The sequence below is a fragment of the Bacillus sp. TH17 genome, assembly GCF_016651125.1.
Taxonomy (GTDB): Bacteria; Bacillota; Bacilli; order Bacillales; family Bacillaceae_G; genus Bacillus_A; species Bacillus_A mycoides.
The window spans coordinates 1,722,011-1,739,980 of the sequence record NZ_JAEKEN010000001.1; the positions used below are offsets into that span (position 1 = coordinate 1,722,011).

Genomic DNA, 17,970 nt, shown 5'->3' on the forward strand with positions numbered 1-17,970 from the left:
TTGAATTTACTCAGTTCTAATTCTTATTTCAGGAGGAAGCGGGATTAGTTTTCTCATTCATGAAAGAAATATAGAAGCAGTAATTGCTTTTGTTATTTGTACAATATTTATTGTGTTACTCTATTTTCACCTAAAAAGAAATGACGAACATAGAAACTGTGATTGCAGTACATTAGCTTGTACTGATTATACTGATTGTAATTGTTAAATTATGTGAGTGGGAAAGTTAGTGTATCGTTTAAGGTATACTAGCTTTTTTATTAGAAGTGTAGGAATGTGACTATTAAATGGAGAACTTTAGTTTTGTATATAAAAGGAGGTGTTGGACCTGGAAGAGTATGATTGGAATAGTAAGCTAGCATATTTAAGAAATACGAGAGATTTATATTATAACGATGATTATTTAAGTTTTTTAGTCAATTCAGTTTGGAAGATTACTGATCCTATACATATTGTTGATTATGGTTGTGGATATGGTTATTTAGGTTTAATTTTGTTGCCTTTACTTCCAATTGGATCAAAGTATACAGGGATTGATAGGGGAGAAACATTAATAGCTGAAGCGAGAGAGTTGTTTCGTGCACTCCCATATGAAACAGAATTTATTGAGGGGGATGCGACAGAAATTGAATTGAAAAATAAATATGATATAGCTGTCAGTCATGCTTTCTTATTACATATGAGTTCCCCAAAAACGATGCTAGAGAAGATGATACATTCAATTAAACAAGGTGGTAAAATAATCTGTTTTGAACCACATTGGATGTCAAATATGTCTTCATACGTATTAGATGGAGAGAATCAATCGGAAATTATCCAGCTAGGTGTTTTGCAGAGATTATTTGAAAGAGATACACAGAGAAACGGTAAAGATGGAAATATCGGTATGAAAATACCTATGTATTTAAGTGAATTGGGTGTTAAAAATATTGAATGTAGAGTAAGTGATAAAGTGAATTTTTTAGATTCTAATTTAAATCAAAATGATAAGCAAGGATTATATAATTCTCTAAAAGAAGAGGGGATTGCAGGCAATCCGGGTGATAAACAGCAATTTATAGAACGTTTAATGAGTCGGGGATTAACATTTGCTGAAGCGCTCGCTCAATATGAAGCAGAACTACGATTTTTTGAAGTGTTTCATATACATGCATCTTTAGTTTATGCTCCGAATATGAAAATTACATTTGGTGAAATAAAATGTTAAATTGTAGTGATGTAATTCGAATTGCTACTTTCAATATATGGAATCACGAGAGTTTTTGGTTTGAGAGATTAGAAGCCATTTGTGAGGAGGTTCGCAATATTTCCCCGCATATTCTTGCTCTACAGGAAGTGGGAAGTTGTGCTAAGTATGAATTGAAGAAAAATGTTGCGCAGTATATAGCGGATCAATCTGGATATCCGGTCTGTGTATTTAAAGAGTATCCAGATTCTCCAGATGAAGGCCTAGCTTTTTTAAGTAAAGTTCCTATTTTAGCTGAAGAAGCTATTTGGGAAACAGATATAGAGGAATCGAATTATTGTGCCATTCGAATTATGTTAAAATATAAAGAGTATAAGCTCGGGATAACGAATGTTCATTTAAATTGGAAATCTAGTAAGGTAAGAAAAGAGCAATTGGATACGGTGAATAATTGGATTAAAAACAGAAGTAGTGGCTACGAATTATTATGTGGTGATTTTAATGATGAACCACATTCAGGGGTGCATCAATACTTAATAAGTAATCAATGGATAGACGTGGCTCAGCTTAAAGAAAATCAAGATAACATTCTTGCTCAGCCAACTTTAGATTATGGAAAGAATACAAATTTAATAGGGGATGAAAAGCAAGAAGAACGATATGATTGGATTTTGATACAAGAGAAGGATTCGTTTGAATCTCTAAATATAGAAAATGTATCTGTATTTGGAGATTTAGCATTAACTTCATCACACGTATTTCCAAGTGATCATTACGGTGTTTTTATAGATTTAAAATTTGATAAGTGAAATAAAAGATAGGATGATTGTCATTTTTTTAGGTAAATCGATATATCTTATCAAATCGTTGATCTATTGTAAGTTACAATAGATATTCAGGAAATCGTTAATATAATTTCATCCACTGAATGAAGCCTCAAAAAAGAAGATAAAACCCATCTTCGAATAATATATGTTATTTCATCAAATTAAACAAAATAACGAGAAAAAGTATCGTTTTTAAGATATTTAGTTATAAACTTGAATAATATTAAATAATATCGTTCATTATATGAGGTTTTAGTTGAATGCATACTGTATGATGTGTAAAATCTAAGCAAGTAGGTTAGAATACTGCTTGCAAATGGCAGTATAAATAATAATTTGAGGTGAATGCATGCTAGATTTTAAGCAATTAGAGATTTGTTTGAAAGAAAAGAGATTCCTAGATGGATTACATGAGATAAATAATGAAATTGCGCATATAAAAGAAACGAATAAGTTATCATACGTGAAGAACTGGCTTTCTAACGTCTCGTCACCTAAGGAGTTTGATACATTAATTCGTCTTGCTGATGAAGGTTTGATGCATCAATATAGCTCCTTTTTAATTCGTTATACTTATAAAAAATTCCCAAATATGAGAACGCTCTCTTTATATTGTGATGAATTAATTGATGAGCGTAAAATCCTTGATGCTGAACAATTGTTAAAAGATTCTTTGGAAAAGGTAAATGAAGAGGAAACTGATGCGGATGTTTTAACGAAAACATACTTTACGTTAGTTAGATGTTTGCTAGATATGAAGCGAAATGAAGAGGCCTATGCCTATATGCAAAAGGCGGAAAAGCATAGTACGCGTGCAGTTTTTGATAAATGGGGTTACTTATATATACAGACTGGTGAGTGGGAGGAGGCAGAGGAACAACTTTTATCCGGTCAGCAGCATAAAGATTGTGAAGAGTTAGCTACGTACTTATTGGCGCAATTATATGCATATAAAGGTGAACAGCAGCGAGCGTTACAACTCATTAATGATGCGATTGCAAAGTTCCCTCAAGTACCATATTTCTATTTTGAAAAAGTAAAATATTTATTAGATTTAGAGCGCTATGAAGAAATGTTAGCGGTAATAGATAAAATCAATCATATGCTTCCGCATCATGCATATACAACTTATTTTATACATTTACGTGCAGAAGCATTTTATAAAATGAATAATATTCACGATTTGCAAGCACTGTTGAAAAGTGAAAAGAGTTTAAAAAATTCTCTATATCATCATATAGAAAAAAATCCTGATGGAAAAAAGGTTCGTTTACCGATAGTTCCGGTTGTACAAAAGGATAACTATTGCGTTCCGACAAGTTTGGAAATGATGTTAGGGGTATGGGGAGAAAAACGTACGCAAGATGAAATTGCACAACATATTTTTGATGTAACAGGTTCTAAGTTTTCAGATACAGTTACATATATAGAAGAGCAAGGTTACGAATATCGTTATTTTCAAGGGAATGAGGAAAATTATAAGAGATTACTCAATCAAGGTATTCCCGTTTTATTAAGTATAGATATTGAGCACGCTTCCCATGTACAAGTGCTTTCTGGTTATGACGATGTACTGCAAGCTTTTTATATTCAAGATCCGAATTTCTTGGAACCGATTCTTGTGGAATATGATAAGTTGCAAGAAAAATATCGTTATACAGATTGTTTAGCTATTACGTTTATACCAAAAGATAGAATGGAACAACTTTCATTTTTAAATGAGAAAGAACACACTTATTATAAAACAATCTTTTCTCTTACAGATCATTTAGGTGAGCAAGATAAAGAGGGAATTGAAAAGTTAGTACTATTTTTAAAAGAAACAAGTGAAAACCCAAACACTTGGTTATATACGATTAAACATTTAGATGCTGAAGTAGATAAAGATTTTATTCAGTTTTGTATAGAAAAATTAATGAAAAAGTTTCCGAGCTCTGACTTTGTGAAATTGCATAGTGCACAGTGTTTTATTCGTCTGCAGGATATGGAAAAAGCAGGACAGATGCTTCAAAGTGTGGAGAAGAAAAGCAATCAAGCGTTGTATCATTTTATAAATGGACGTTATTCTTTTGAGCAAGATAATTATGCAGAATCGATTGCTAGTTTTCGTTCATCATTACAATTGGATGCAGATCAACCAGTTGCGTGGAGTTTCTTAGCATTATCATACATGTATATGGATCAATCCGAAAAGGGGCTAGAGTATTCTCTAACAGCTATAGAACGTAGTCCAGAAAGGTTTACACTTGTAAATCACGGTTTAATTTTAATAGATTTAGAACGATATGAAGAAGCATATGGATTCTTTAATGATTTATTAAAAGAATATAAATATGAAGCGCACATATGGTATGAACGTGCAAGATGTGCTCAGTATTTAGGGAAAGTGTATTTGGCGGTAAAAGGACTTAAAGTGGCGATTCAATTAGATAAAACAGCAGCCTATTTATATACGAAGCTTTCGGAAATCTATGAATCGGATTTGGATGATGAGAAAAATACGAAGGAAATTCTATTACAAGGAATTCAAAATTGTGAAGATCAGGCGTCTTTATATGTTCGTTTAGGAGATTTTCATTTTCAAAATGATGAACTTGAAGAAGCGGAAACTATATATAAGCGTTCTTTAGAAGAAAATAATGAAGATGTATATTCTCATTTCGGTTTAATTCAAGTTTATATGGCAAAGGAACAATATAAGGATGCAAAAAACTATATTGTCAGTATTAATAAGCAATTTGAAGACAATCAAGATTTCCTTATGAATGCTGGTATGGTGTTATGGGATGCTGAAATGGCATTAGGTGAGGATGAAAAAGAGTTAAAACTTGCACTTTCTAAATTAGAGAACGGTATACGAAGCGTATACGCTAATATAGCGAGCGTGTTGGATGAGTATGTAAATCGAATAAAAGACACAGCTTTTGTGCAACGAGGCATAGCATTTTTAAGAACGTTAGAAAAAGAAAAAGAGGATGTAATTGAATACGGTTGTTACGCAGGTGTTTTATATGAATCTATTGGACAGTATGATCAGGCGATAAAACGGTATAATGATGCACTTAAGAAAAAACAAGATTCATTGCCGTATTTCCGTATCGGTGAAACATTCATGGCGTTAGGGCAATTTCAAGAAGCAAAGCATGCGTATGAAACATGTTTAGAAAGGGATAAGAACTTCTTAGGTGTACATTTGCAGCTTGCTGAAATATACGAAAAAGAAGAGAATCGTTCCAAAGAACAAAAGCATATGGTCCAGGCGATGAAAGAAGAACCAATGCATATAAATATGGAATATTTAGCGCAGCTTTCAGTAGAAATGAATCTTCAGGAAGAATTGCTAGTTGAACTAGAAAAATTGGAGGAAGAAGTTCCTGAAACATGGCGTTTAGATGCGATTGCATACGTGTTTGGCGCGATGAATGACATAGATAAAGAAAAAGAATATATCGAATGCGCAATGAAAATAGATGAAGCGCATGTGGAAGTACTATATCATTATGCGAAATTGCTAGTTAAAAAGCAGAGTGCAGAAGCAATCGAAGTTGCGCTGAAAGTAATGCATAAAGATTTGGAAAGTGAACGTATTTTTGGTGTGTACGTAAAAGCAATGGAACAACATAAAAAATTATCCCAGATACGAGACGTACTTCATACGCTAAAGGTGAAAAAAGCAGAAAGAAGTACAGCGTTTATGTATGCAGCTACAGCGGTTGCCGAAAGATTAGTAGAAAGACAGCAAAATGAGCAACCGAAAAAATCTATATTTACAAGAGCATTTTATCGCATGAAAAATCGTGCGAAGGAAATTTCAATGATTACAGTTGTTATCGATTTATTTGAAATCTCCTTAAAGTTAAATCCGAAAAATAGTATGGCAGCGCAGCGTTTCGCAATATTTTATGAGAATGCGGCGATGAATGAAGAAGCTATAGAGGTTTTACAAACATCGTTAGAAAATAAGTGGGATTATGATGTAGCGAAGCAACTTGTAAATCTTTTCATTGAGTGTGAAGAAGAAGATATGTTACGAGATGCTTTTGAATTAACGAAACAAATGGTTCGCGAGCTACCGGATGATTATGATACACTTCTTCTACAAGCGAATGTATTATGTAAGCTAGGCGAAGAAAGAAAAGCCGAAAAAATTCACTTGCAATTAATTGAGAAAACGCCATTTGTAAGTAGAGGATTCCTTGCTTTAGCAGAAATATATCAAAGTCAAGAGAGAATTGAGGACTCGATTCAGTTATTAGAAGACGCTTCTGTACATCATCCAAATGAAACAGCAATTCTTCTTGCTTTAGCATCTTCGTATCATAGAGCTGGGCAAACGACAAAGGCAGAAAAAATAACAAGTGAAATATTAGCAATTGATGCTACTGACTTGTTAGCAAGATACGATCATGCTTGTTATTTAACATCATTAAACAGAAATGAAGAGGCAAGAGATGAACTTGAAATTGTGCTTCGTGAAGATGAAACAGGATTTTTCGCTGAACTTGCAGAGGAAGATGAAGATTTAGCAGGATTGCGAGAATTTGAAAAGTAATTGTATAAGAATAGAGAAAAAGGGTATAAATAAAAATATATTTCGAATTAGTTGACAATTAATTGTTTAATGGTATAAAATAACTTTTAATAAAGTATACAAATCTGAAGACGAGAAAGAGTAAAATAGTGAGCTGTTCTCCAGAGAGCCGGTGTATTGCTGAAAGCCGGTGTGCAGACGTTATTTGAAAATCATCTCCGAGGAGCCGTGGCTGAATAAAGTAAGCTCGGACGGATGTCTACCGTTACAAAGAACGCGTATATTAGTACGTTGCTAAGTGCTATTAGTGAAAAGCTAATAGAATTAGGGTGGTAACGCGGGTAAACCCGTCCCTACTTCATAGGGGCGGGTTTTTTGTGTGCTTTTAAAACATTCAAAGGAGTGATTGTAGATGAAGAAAGTAGATGTAAAAGAGTCGGCTGTAGGGAGAGAAACACGTATTCGTAAGCAGTGGAACGAACAGGGCATTTTTGAGCAATCAATTCAGAATAGAGAAGGCGCACAATCGTTTGTGTTTTATGAAGGACCACCAACGGCGAACGGTTTACCACACGTCGGCCATGCACTTGGTCGGGCAATTAAAGATTTAGTAGCGAGATATAAAACGATGGCTGGATATAAAGTGTTAAGAAAAGCTGGCTGGGATACACATGGATTACCTGTAGAATTAGGCGTCGAAAAACAACTTGGTATTTCAGGTAAGCATGAGATTGAAGAGTACGGCATTGAGCCATTTATTCAAAAGTGTAAAGAGAGTGTATTCACGTATGAGAAGCAGTGGCGTGAATTTACGGAGAGCATTGGATATTGGGCAGATATGGATGATCCATACGTTACTCTAGAGAATCCATATATCGAAAGTGTATGGAATATTTTAGGGACGATTCATGAAAAAGGTTTGTTATATAAAGGACATAGAGTTTCTCCATACTGTCCAAGCTGTCAAACATCGCTTAGTTCACATGAAGTTGCACAAGGATATAAAACAGTGAAAGATTTAAGCGCAACGGTTAAGTTTAAAGTAAAAGATAGTGAAAATGAATATTTCCTTGGATGGACGACAACGCCGTGGACACTTCCAGCGAATGTTGCACTTGCCGTACATCCAAATATGGAATACGTTAAAGCGAAACAAGAAGGATATGTATACATTGTTGCGAAAGAACGTGTACAAGAAGTATTAAAAGAAAACTATGAAGTATTATCTGTTCATAAAGGCGAAGAATTAGTAAACACATCTTATACAGCACCGTTTCCGATGAAGGAAGTTACAAATGGATACCACGTAATTGCAGCAGATTTTGTAACAGCAGATAGTGGTACAGGACTCGTTCATATCGCTCCAGCATATGGGGAGGACGATTATAAAGTCGTTCAAAGTGAAGGGTTATCATTTTTACATGTTGTAGATGAGAAAGGTGAGTATACAGAAGCAGTACCGTTCTTAAAAGGAAAGTTTGTAAAAGAATGTGACGTTGATATCGTTCGTTATTTAGCGAAAGAAGGGTTACTATATCATAAAGAAAAATATGAGCATAGCTATCCGCACTGTTGGCGCTGTGATTCACCATTACTTTATTATGCAGGAGAAAGCTGGTTAATCCGAACAACTGAGATTAAAGAAACATTTTTACGAAATAATGATTCTGTTAAGTGGTATCCAGACCATATGAAGCATGGACGGTTTGGTAAGTTTTTAGAAAACATGGTGGACTGGAATATTAGCCGGAATAGATATTGGGGAACACCGTTAAACGTATGGGAATGTGAAAGCTGCGATCATCAATTCTCACCGAAAAGCATTGCCGAATTAAGAAAGCATAGTACGAAAGAAACGCCTGAAGATTTAGAATTGCATAAGCCGTATGTAGATGAAGTAAAAGTGTGCTGTGAAAAATGCGGAAGTACAATGAATCGTACACCAGAAGTAATCGATGTTTGGTTTGATAGTGGTTCCATGCCGTTTGCGCAATATCATTATCCATTTGAAAATAAAGAGTTGTTTGAAGAACAGTTTCCAGCAGATGTAATTGCAGAGGGAATTGATCAAACACGCGGCTGGTTTTATAGTTTATTAGCAGTATCAGCGCTATATACAGGAAAAGTACCTTATAAACGAGTGTTATCACTAGGGCATGTTCTAGACGAGGAAGGACAGAAAATGTCTAAAAGTAAAGGAAATGCACTAGATCCAGTTGATTTAGTAAATCAGTTTGGTGCAGATGCTTTAAGATGGGCCCTACTTGTTGACAGTGCTCCGTGGAATGCAAAGCGTTTTTCTGAAAGAACAGTACTGGAAGCAAAATCTAAATTTGTAGATACGTTAGTCAATGTATATAGCTTCTACGTTTTATATGCAAATTTAGATGAGTATAATCCGAAAGAAAAGTATGAAGTTAAACGTACGAAATTAGATGAATGGGTATTATCAAGATTGCATAGCACAACGAAAAAAGTGAGAACAGCACTTGATGATTATCAATTTACGAATGCAGCTCGTGAAATCGCGGCGCTTGTAGATGAAGTCAGTAACTGGTACGTAAGACGATCACGTAATCGTTTCTGGGAATCTGGTATGAATCCTGAAAAAGCAGCTGCGTATGAAACGCTTCATGAAGTGCTTGTAACAATTAGTAAATTAATCGCACCATTTACACCGTTTGTAGCTGAGGATATTCATCTGAATTTAGAAGGAAGAAGCGTTCATTTAGCAGATTATCCGTTTGTAAACGAATCACTTATCCAGCCTGAGTTAGAAGCAGAAATGGATGCTGTTTTACAAGTTGTTGAACTTGGAAGAAGTAACCGTAATCAACATTCATTAAAAGTAAAACAGCCGTTAGCAGAACTTGTATTACTAGCGCATAATGAAAATGATATGGATTGGGAATCTTATCGTGATATCATCATGGATGAGCTAAATGTAAAAGCGTTCCATGTTGAACTCGATGAAACGAAATACACGTCCTATCAATTAAAGCTGAATTTTAAAACGGCTGGGCCGAAGTTTGGTAAAAGTGTGAATGCAGTAAATGGCTGGCTAAAACAATTATCAAAAGAAGAAGTACAACACTTTGTATCTACAGAAAGAGCAGTTTACGAAGTAGCACCAGGAGAAGAAGTAGTTGTAACAGCTGAAGATGTATTAGTAGAGAAAGTTGCGAAATCAGGATTTTCAAATACGACTAATGGTCAATATACGGTAATGTTAGATACGAATGTAACGGAAGAATTGTTACAAGAAGGAGTAGCACGTGAATTTATTCGTGCAGTTCAAGAATATCGTAAGCAGTTGAATTTACCGGTTAATTTACGAGTGGATGTAATTCTTGATACAGAAGAAGAACTACAGCAAACGTTAACGAATCATAAAGATTTATTGGAAGAAAACTTACTCGTCAAGCAATTTACATTTGGTCACTTAACGAATGAGGACGATGAACTTTCTTTAGGTGAGACAAAGATCCGAATTAAATTAAACGCGGCTAATTAAAGAAAAAAGGAAGATGGAATCATTCCAACTTCCTTTTTTGTATGAAGATAAATTAATCAGTTATTTTCCGCATAATCCATTCGATAGGTCCTCTAGAAAAGTTCCTTCGCCATAATACGCTAAATAAAATACTGAAAATGAAAAATGCAGTAGCAAATAATAAAACGAAAAGTAGTGTTTGATGTTCCATACGATTTAATACAATCAATGCGCCAATACCGATAAATACATGACTTACATAATGCGTTAATGTTAATTGTCCTGTTTGTATAATGGAAGTAACAAACCAATTATTTTCATATTTTTCAGCAATGTAGAGGCAAATTATTAATATAGCAATAGCAGATCCTGTAGCGGATGCGACGTATAATATATTGGGTAAAATGGGTCCTGTGTTAAACAAAAATGTAGAGGCTGCTTCACCAATGTATGGGATAAAAAGGTGTGTTAACCCTTTTGATAATAGCTCTATAATTACGGTTACTGTTAAACCCAGTAAGAACAACCAATGTCTAATTTTCCTATTATGAAGATCTAACCTGCCAATTATCATACCGATTAAGAAGAAAGAAAACCATGGGAAAATAGGGTGATAGCCATTAAAAAATAAGTTGCGAAGAAAACCTGCTAAGGTCCAAAAGTCTATATAGTTTATAAATGGGATTGTGCCTCCCCATCCTTCGAAGGCGTTGAAAGTAAGTTGGAGATATTGTGCAGCAAGTAAAATAATGATAGAAAGCCATATTAGTATAGTTCTTCGTACAGTAATTAGTAATGCAGCGATGAAAAGGTAAACGCCGTAGTAGTGTAAAATATCACCCGTCCATTCCATTACATACAATAATAATCCTAAAATAAATAAGAATAGTGATCGTTTCCAAATCAATATTCGGCTGGTATTGATTTTTATTTTCTCTTGGCTAGCAACAGATGATTTAGTCATTAAAGTTATGCCAATCCCAGCAAGTATAACAAACAAGGCAGAAGCTCTACCTTCAAAAAGCGTCATAAAGGTTTTTAACAGAGGAGGCCCATTTCCTTCCGCCCCTGTTATCACCATGAAATTAACTAGTAACATTCCAAACATTGCCCACGCTCTAGCAAAATCTAAGCCGAAAATTCGTTTTTTAGTTTTCATACGAATCACTTCTTTCGAATATGCTGTGGACAGCTTCAATCCATATTTGTTTATAATTCATATTTACATCAAACATCATGAAGTTTCCAATATTATCAAGTACTAATGCCAACATATGAGCTTTTGAAACTAGATTTTTATTTTGAATGAGTTGAAGTTCATTTGCTTTTGTTAGGAGTGATTCAAATCCGTTTAAATATTCTGTTTGTACAGTTAGTAATCGATCTTTGTACATATCGTTTCTTGAAGATAGTAATACATATTCTTGTAATACACGATTAAAATAAGGATCTTTCTGTTGTTCGTTTATCATTTTAAAGCCAATTTCAACACATTTCTCAATGAAATTCTCTTTAGTAAACTCTTCTGTATGAAAGAATGAGGAGAACTGCATCGCTGCACATAATTCATTAAAAATACTTTCAATTAATGCATCTTTAGATTTAAAGTAATAATAAATAGATGGCTTGGCAATACCAACTTCTTCAGCAATCATTGTATAGGTCGTTTTGGCAATGCCGTGACCGGCAAATAGTCGATAACTTGCTTCGACTATGGAAGAGAGTGTTTCTTCACTTTTGCTCATGATAAGTCCTCCTAATAAAAAAAGTTACATAAATCGTATCATTCATTAATATTATTTTCAACCTATCGTTAGGTAAAAAATAACTTATTTTTTTACACATTACTTTAAAAAGCATAATGTAAAGAAATTTACAAAAGAAATATATTTCTACAGTATTTTTCTCGTTTTACACATAAATATTGAGAAAATTTCACTTACCCAAAATGTAAAGGTAATAGAATTGTTTGTATAGAATTACTCGTAGATTCAATTTATCTCGTTACTTGTGGACAGTAATAGCTTTATAGGAATGGGGTAAAGGATTCAATTTATTAGGGGGAGTGGTTTTATGTTAAACAAAAAAATGGTGGCAATGGCAATGACTGTGCCATTAGTAATGGGGACGATTTCTACGGTTTCGGCATTGGAAAAACAACAGCAAGTAAAGCTAGAAGCTTATTCACCACAGAAAAAAGCAATTGAATATTTAAAAGGACATGCTACGGAATATGGATTGAAGGCAGACCTTTCAGACTTGCAATATATTTCTACAACAGAAACATCAGTAGCTTCATATGTTAGGTTCCAACAAGTGGTCAATGGTGCGCCTGTATTTTCAAAACAAATTACAGTTACTCTTAACGGAGAGGGAAAAGGCTTACTTGCGGTTTCTGATTATCAGCCTGTTACAGGTGTGAAGGAAGTTACGAAAAAAATTAGTGAAAAAGATGCAGAACAAAAATCGATGGCGTATGTTGGAGGAGAAAGTGAGCAAAACTTATGGGCTCCTACAGAAAAAGAATTCGGATATATTGTTGAAGAGGGAGTCGCTATTCCTGTATATAAAGTGGTAGTCCATTCTAATAATCCATTCGGTGCATGGGAAACATTCATTGATGCGGAAAATGGAAAGTTAATAAAAAAAGTTGATATAAACCGAAAAGCAGAAGGAACAGGAAAAGTATTTTTACCTAACCCTGTCGTATCTAGTGGAAGTTTAGCAGGGTTAAAAGATAATAATGATGCAGATTCAACAGCATTAACGAATCAATTGAAAACTGTTACGTTAAAAGGTTTAGATGGTACAGGATTTTTAATTGGTGAGTATGTTACGATTTCTTCAAAAGCGAAGACGAAATCTACAAACTTACAATTTAACTATACACGTGCAAATGATAGTTTTGAAGATGTTATGTCATATTATCATATTGATACATTGCAGCGTTACATTCAAGGATTAGGCTTTCAAAATATTAATAAACGTTCGATTAAAGTGAATGTAAATGGTACAACTGACGATAATTCATTCTATTCTCCATCAACGAAAGCTTTAACTTTCGGTACTGGCGGAGTAGATGATGCAGAAGATGCTGGCATTATTGCGCATGAATATGGTCATTCTATTCAAGATAATCAAGTGCCAGGCTTCGGAAGTTCACCAGAAGGTGGAGCGATGGGAGAAGGATTTGGAGATTTCTTAGGTGCTACTTATGAAGATGCAGTTTCGACAACAGGATACGGGAAAGCATGCATTGGAGAATGGGATGCGGCTGCTTATTCTAGTTCAGATCCGACGTGCTTACGCCGATTAGATACGAATAAAGTATACCCGAAAGATATAACGAATGAAGTGCATAATGATGGGGAAATTTGGGCTCAAGGTCAATACGAAATGGCGCAATCTTTTGGACGTGATGTAGCAACAAAAATTATTTTACAATCACATTGGTCATTAACGCCAAATGCGAAATTCCGTGATGGAGCGAAAGCAATTAAGCAAGCGGATGCTCTTTTATACGGCGGACAACACGCGACTGAAATTGATCGCATTTGGGCAGCGAGAGGGATTAGTACGAATTAATATAAAAAGTCGTGGCTTTTATAAGCCACGACTTTTTTATTTGCTTAAGAACTGGTACTAGAAAATTTATTGGTAGCGGTAATAATGTACATATACCGATAAGTTCACTTTACTGCTTCTTTAAAAACAAAATGCTCTTTAAATTTTCTAGATTCAACTTTTTGACCGTTTCTCATGGAGCGGAAAGGATGTTCTTGCCACGTAATGATCACGTCAACCTTATCCGCTTTTGTAGAAACTGGAAAATTAGCGTGTTCAAATCCAGTTTTACCGCCCGCTAGACGACTTTCTTTTAGGGAAAAGAGTTCATATTTTGTTTTCGTATTTGGTTCATTCCGAAAAACTTCAACTTGTACATTATACACTTCACTTTTCCCAAGATTTTTTACAGAGAAATGATATGTTTGAAATACACCTTTTTTTGGTTGTAACAATTTTTCACTCGTTCTTTTTACTTCATCAATATTTACTTGCCATTGATCAGAATTTTGAGAGATTGGTAAAGATTTTGGTGAATAGGCATATGCTTCATTAACTACAACTAAGCATAATAATAGGAGAAAGAAACTAATTGTTTTTTTCATATGTACACCTCCGATAAAACTTTAATAATAATATGCGTGGGAAATGTGTAACTTATGTAATAAAATGGAAAAAACAAGTTCGATTGAAAGAATTTGAGAAGGATAAAACATTTCTAAGCTGTCAAATGATAATTATATAGAGTTCAATGTTCATGTTACATATCTTTAGAAGGGGCCTGTTTAGTGAGAAATCGCAATATTTTTCTAAAAGGGCTTGCGTTTTATAAAATAAAAAGATAGAATACTCTGTAAATACAAAAAGTGATGATTAGGAAAAGTACATGATGCAAGGGTCTACAGAGAGCAATCGATTGCTGGGAAGATTGCGATACCGCATGATGGAAAGACACCTGTGAGTGTTGCTTTGAACGTGATAATTAGTAAAAGCAAACGGTACCTACCGTTATCAGGGCTAAGATGGTCATTATGACAATTTGGGTGGTACCGCGGAAAAATCCGTCCCTATTTATAGGGGCGGATTTTTGTATTCTTTGAAAGGAGGTGAGTGACCGTGGATGATGACGATGACAACAATAATGTAAATAAAAATAAAACTATTGGAGGGAAATGTAATGGATCAAATAATGAAGCGTTCACTCACACGAGAATGTACGGAACATGGCGGGAAGGTTGTATTACTACAAGGATGGGTAAAAAAGATTCGTCATCTAGGGAATGTTAGTTTTTTATTATTAAGGGACCGAACGGGAGTTATTCAATGTGTATTAGAAAACGAGTTAGCCGGATACAAAGTTGATGTTGAAAGTGTGGTCCAAATAATTGGAGAAATAGTAGAGACACCGAAAACAGAATTAGGTGTTGAAGTACTTGCGCGTGAAGTGAAAGTATTAAATGGTGCAGAGCCACTTCCATTTGAGATAAATAAAAAGAAGCTACAAGTTGGCTTAGATCAACTGTTGAATGAGCGGGTATTATCATTAAGGCATGAGCGAATCGCGGCGGTTTTTAAAGTGAAATCTACACTCGTTCAAAGTTTTAGTGAATGCCTAATAGAGAACGATTTCACACGTATATTTACTCCGAAAATTGTCTCGCAAGGGGCAGAAGGAGGAGCGAATGTTTTTAAGCTTCCATATTTCCAAAAAGAAGCGTATTTAGCTCAATCACCACAGTTTTATAAACAAATGATGGTAGCGGGAGGACTCGAACGTGTTTTTGAAATTGCTCCTGTGTACCGGGCTGAACATCATAACTCGTCACGACATTTAAATGAATATATATCGTTAGACGTAGAACTTGGATTTATTCATGATTTTCATGAAGTGATGCAATTAGAAACGGATGTTTTACGATATATGTTTCAACAAGTAGCAAAAAACTGTGAAAAAGAATTACAACTACTACAAATAGAAGTACCTGTCATTACAGAAATTCCCAAAATTACATTGGCCGAAGCGCAAGAAATTTTGAAAATGAAGTATCGGAAAGAATCTCCTGAAGGGGATTTAGATACAGAAGGTGAAAAGTTACTAGGTAAATATGTGAAAGAAACATATAATAGTGAATTTGTATTCATTACACATTATCCGAAAGAAGCGCGACCGATGTATACGATACCGAATAAAGAAAATCCAACTATTACTGATTCATTCGATTTATTATATAAAGGATTAGAAATTACATCAGGTGCACAGCGAATTCATAACTATGACATGTTACTTGCTTCTTTTAAAGAAAAAGGATTACATCCAGAGAAATTTCAATCTTATTTAAATACATTCCGATACGGTTGTCCACCACATGGTGGTTTTGGGATAGGATTAGAAAGGGTTGTATATAAACTTTTAGAGTTAACAAATGTCCGAGAGGCGAGTGCTTTTCCGAGAGATTGTACACGTCTTATACCATAAAAAAGCATCTTCGCGATTATCGCGAAGATGCTTTTTTACTGTTCTTTCATTTTTACATTGAAAGTTTATAAAAATCCTTTTCGACAAAAAAATAATATATCCCTTGACAGTTATAAATATAACCGATATACTTCATATTAATTTCAAAAGAAAATATATTCTAAATATTAAAATGTGTTGAATAGGAGTAGTAAGGTCATGTATTTGTACAGAGAGCTATGGGTTGGTGCGACATAGTCAAATGACATCCTGAACTCGCCTAGGAGCAGTAAGGTGGAACGGAATTACATTCTTAGTAAACCTTAACGGTTAACCTTCGATATTAGGTTTGTAATCAAACGATTACTACTAAGGTGGATTCATAATGGAATCAATAAGGGTGGTACCGCGTTAAGTGAATGGCTTAGCGTCTCTTTATATAGAGACGTTGGGCCATTTTTTATTTTATAGAAAAAGAAATGGAGGTTTTATTCAGATTGATCAATAATATTTATTTATTAATATAAAATGATTTTAACAGGAGGAAAATAGGATGAAACAGACGGAGCAATGGACTTCGAAATTAGGTTTTATAATGGCAGCAGCAGGATCAGCAATTGGACTTGGCGCAATATGGAAATTTCCTTATATCGCTGGGAAGAGCGGGGGAGGAGCATTCTTTTTAATTTTTATATTATTTACTGTATTAATTGGATTACCGCTACTTATAGCTGAATTTATGATTGGACGCAGTACACAGAAACAAGCAGTTGGAGCATTTAAAAGTATCGCACCAAATACAGGATGGCACTGGATTGGACGTCTTGGCGTTGGAACTTGTTTTATATTACTTTCATTTTATAGCGTTGTAGGTGGATGGGTATTAATTTATTTATTCAGAGGAGTAACTGGACAACTTATTACTCCGGGACAAAATTACGGTTCGTTATTTACTGAAACAATTGGAAATCCGCTTTGGGCTATTACTGGACATTTCGCTTTTATGTTCATTACGATATGGGTTGTATCAAAAGGTGTACAAAATGGAATTGAAAAAGCAAGTAAATATATGCTACCAGCATTGTTCGTTTTATTTGTCGCTCTTATTATTCGTTCATTAACACTGGATAATGCGATGCAAGGCGTGAAGTTTTTCTTACAACCAGATTTCTCGAAGATTACTTCAGAAAGTATTTTATTCGCAATGGGCCAATCATTCTTTGCGATTAGTATAGGGATTTCGATTATGGTTACGTATAGCTCGTATTTAAATAAAAAAGAAAGTTTACCAAAATCAGCAGTTACGATTGTCGGATTGAATTTATTCGTTTCTTTATTTGCAGGTCTTGCTATATTTCCAGCAGTATTTTCATTAGGAATGGAGCCGACAGAGGGGCCGGGCTTACTATTTATTGTATTGCCATCTGTATTTAGCCAAATTCCATTCGGAGGATTGTTCTTAACTGTATTTCTTGCGCTATTTACATTTGCCACATTAACCTCGGCATTTTCTCTACTAGAGACGGTTGTTTCAGCATTAGCAAATGGTGAACAAGAAAGAAGAGCTAAACTTTCATGGATCATCGGTTTCTGCATTTTCCTAGTAGGTATACCATCGGCCTTATCATTTGGAGTATGGAGTGATATTACGATTTTTGGGAAGAATATTTTTGATGCAGTAGACTTCTTATCTAGTAATATATTAATGCCACTTGGAGCGCTATTTATTAGTATTTTCGTGTCATTCAAAATGGAAAAGAAAGTACTAGAAGCAGAATTTTTTGTCGGTGGAAATTACGGAAAGAAAGTATTTACTTGCTGGGCATTTTTACTTCGGTTTGTAGCACCACTTGCAATAATTATTGTCTTTTTAAATGTAATAGGAATTATTTAACAATAAATGTTAAGATATTC

The 17,970-nt window shown here is 34.6% G+C and carries 10 protein-coding genes and 3 other annotated features; of the genes, 7 read left to right on the forward strand and 3 right to left on the reverse strand.

Annotation, left to right across the window (positions count from 1 at the left end):
- Positions 1–322: 322 nt before the first annotated feature.
- The 4 genes from JFT95_RS08790 to ileS all read left to right on the forward strand — a co-directional run bounded on the left by JFT95_RS08790 (position 323) and on the right by ileS (position 10,058).
- The gene (locus tag JFT95_RS08790) at positions 323–1,207 is read left to right on the forward strand and encodes a class I SAM-dependent methyltransferase (protein WP_002127168.1); all 885 of its coding nucleotides are present in this window, start codon (positions 323–325) and stop codon (positions 1,205–1,207) included.
- Positions 1,201–1,995, forward strand: a complete 795-nt coding sequence (locus tag JFT95_RS08795; protein WP_201051992.1) for an endonuclease/exonuclease/phosphatase family protein — start codon at positions 1,201–1,203, stop codon at positions 1,993–1,995. Before JFT95_RS08790 ends, JFT95_RS08795 begins: the two co-directional genes overlap by 7 nt.
- Positions 1,996–2,362: 367 nt before the next feature.
- Complete coding sequence (locus tag JFT95_RS08800; protein WP_201051993.1) at positions 2,363–6,565, forward strand: bacteriocin-processing peptidase family protein; 4,203 nt, start codon at positions 2,363–2,365, stop codon at positions 6,563–6,565.
- A 98-nt stretch (positions 6,566–6,663) separates the two neighbouring features.
- Positions 6,664–6,902: a binding site (T-box leader), on the forward strand.
- A gap of 54 nt (positions 6,903–6,956) precedes the next feature.
- Entirely contained in the window at positions 6,957–10,058 is a 3,102-nt protein-coding gene (ileS, locus tag JFT95_RS08805; protein WP_201051994.1) for an isoleucine--tRNA ligase, read from the forward strand.
- 52 nt (positions 10,059–10,110) lie between these two features.
- Here ileS and JFT95_RS08810 read toward each other — a convergent pair whose 3' ends face one another.
- Together JFT95_RS08810 and JFT95_RS08815 are read right to left on the reverse strand one after the other, a co-directional pair.
- Positions 10,111–11,196, reverse strand: coding sequence for a DUF418 domain-containing protein (locus JFT95_RS08810; protein ID WP_201051996.1), 1,086 nt, complete (start codon positions 11,194–11,196; stop codon positions 10,111–10,113).
- Positions 11,186–11,782 carry a TetR/AcrR family transcriptional regulator gene (locus tag JFT95_RS08815; RefSeq protein ID WP_002127173.1) on the reverse strand — a complete coding sequence of 199 codons (597 nt, stop codon included), beginning with the start codon at positions 11,780–11,782 and terminating at the stop codon, positions 11,186–11,188. Before JFT95_RS08815 ends, JFT95_RS08810 begins: the two co-directional genes overlap by 11 nt.
- 328 nt (positions 11,783–12,110) lie before the next feature.
- Here JFT95_RS08815 and JFT95_RS08820 point away from each other — a divergent pair, with 328 nt between their 5' ends.
- A complete protein-coding gene (locus tag JFT95_RS08820) occupies positions 12,111–13,622 on the forward strand; it encodes a M36 family metallopeptidase (RefSeq protein ID WP_002127175.1) in 1,512 nt (503 codons plus the stop codon).
- Between the two features lie 104 nt (positions 13,623–13,726).
- Here JFT95_RS08820 and JFT95_RS08825 read toward each other — a convergent pair whose 3' ends face one another.
- Positions 13,727–14,206, reverse strand: a complete 480-nt coding sequence (locus JFT95_RS08825; protein ID WP_002065155.1) for a hypothetical protein — start codon at positions 14,204–14,206, stop codon at positions 13,727–13,729.
- A 255-nt stretch (positions 14,207–14,461) separates the two neighbouring features.
- Positions 14,462–14,673, forward strand: a binding site (T-box leader).
- 105 nt (positions 14,674–14,778) lie between these two features.
- On the opposite strand from JFT95_RS08825, the gene aspS reads away from it, so the two are divergent.
- Both aspS and JFT95_RS08835 read left to right on the forward strand, forming a co-directional pair.
- Positions 14,779–16,077 carry an aspartate--tRNA(Asn) ligase gene (aspS, locus tag JFT95_RS08830; protein ID WP_201051998.1) on the forward strand — a complete coding sequence of 433 codons (1,299 nt, stop codon included), beginning with the start codon at positions 14,779–14,781 and terminating at the stop codon, positions 16,075–16,077.
- Between the two features lie 168 nt (positions 16,078–16,245).
- Positions 16,246–16,494: a binding site (T-box leader), on the forward strand.
- 115 nt (positions 16,495–16,609) lie between these two features.
- Positions 16,610–17,950 (forward strand): sodium-dependent transporter, encoded by a 1,341-nt coding sequence (locus JFT95_RS08835; protein ID WP_087962962.1) that lies wholly within the window; start codon positions 16,610–16,612, stop codon positions 17,948–17,950.
- Positions 17,951–17,970: the final 20 nt, after the last annotated feature.

Coding starts and splice junctions, on each gene's coding strand:
- JFT95_RS08795 (WP_201051992.1), top strand. CDS start 1,201: ATGTTAAATTGTAGTGATGTAATTCGAATTGCTACTTTCAATATATGG.
- JFT95_RS08800 (WP_201051993.1), top strand. CDS start 2,363: ATGCTAGATTTTAAGCAATTAGAGATTTGTTTGAAAGAAAAGAGATTC.
- ileS (WP_201051994.1), top strand. CDS start 6,957: ATGAAGAAAGTAGATGTAAAAGAGTCGGCTGTAGGGAGAGAAACACGT.
- JFT95_RS08810 (WP_201051996.1), bottom strand. CDS start 11,196: ATGAAAACTAAAAAACGAATTTTCGGCTTAGATTTTGCTAGAGCGTGG.
- JFT95_RS08815 (WP_002127173.1), bottom strand. CDS start 11,782: ATGAGCAAAAGTGAAGAAACACTCTCTTCCATAGTCGAAGCAAGTTAT.
- JFT95_RS08820 (WP_002127175.1), top strand. CDS start 12,111: ATGTTAAACAAAAAAATGGTGGCAATGGCAATGACTGTGCCATTAGTA.
- JFT95_RS08825 (WP_002065155.1), bottom strand. CDS start 14,206: ATGAAAAAAACAATTAGTTTCTTTCTCCTATTATTATGCTTAGTTGTA.
- aspS (WP_201051998.1), top strand. CDS start 14,779: ATGGATCAAATAATGAAGCGTTCACTCACACGAGAATGTACGGAACAT.
- JFT95_RS08835 (WP_087962962.1), top strand. CDS start 16,610: ATGAAACAGACGGAGCAATGGACTTCGAAATTAGGTTTTATAATGGCA.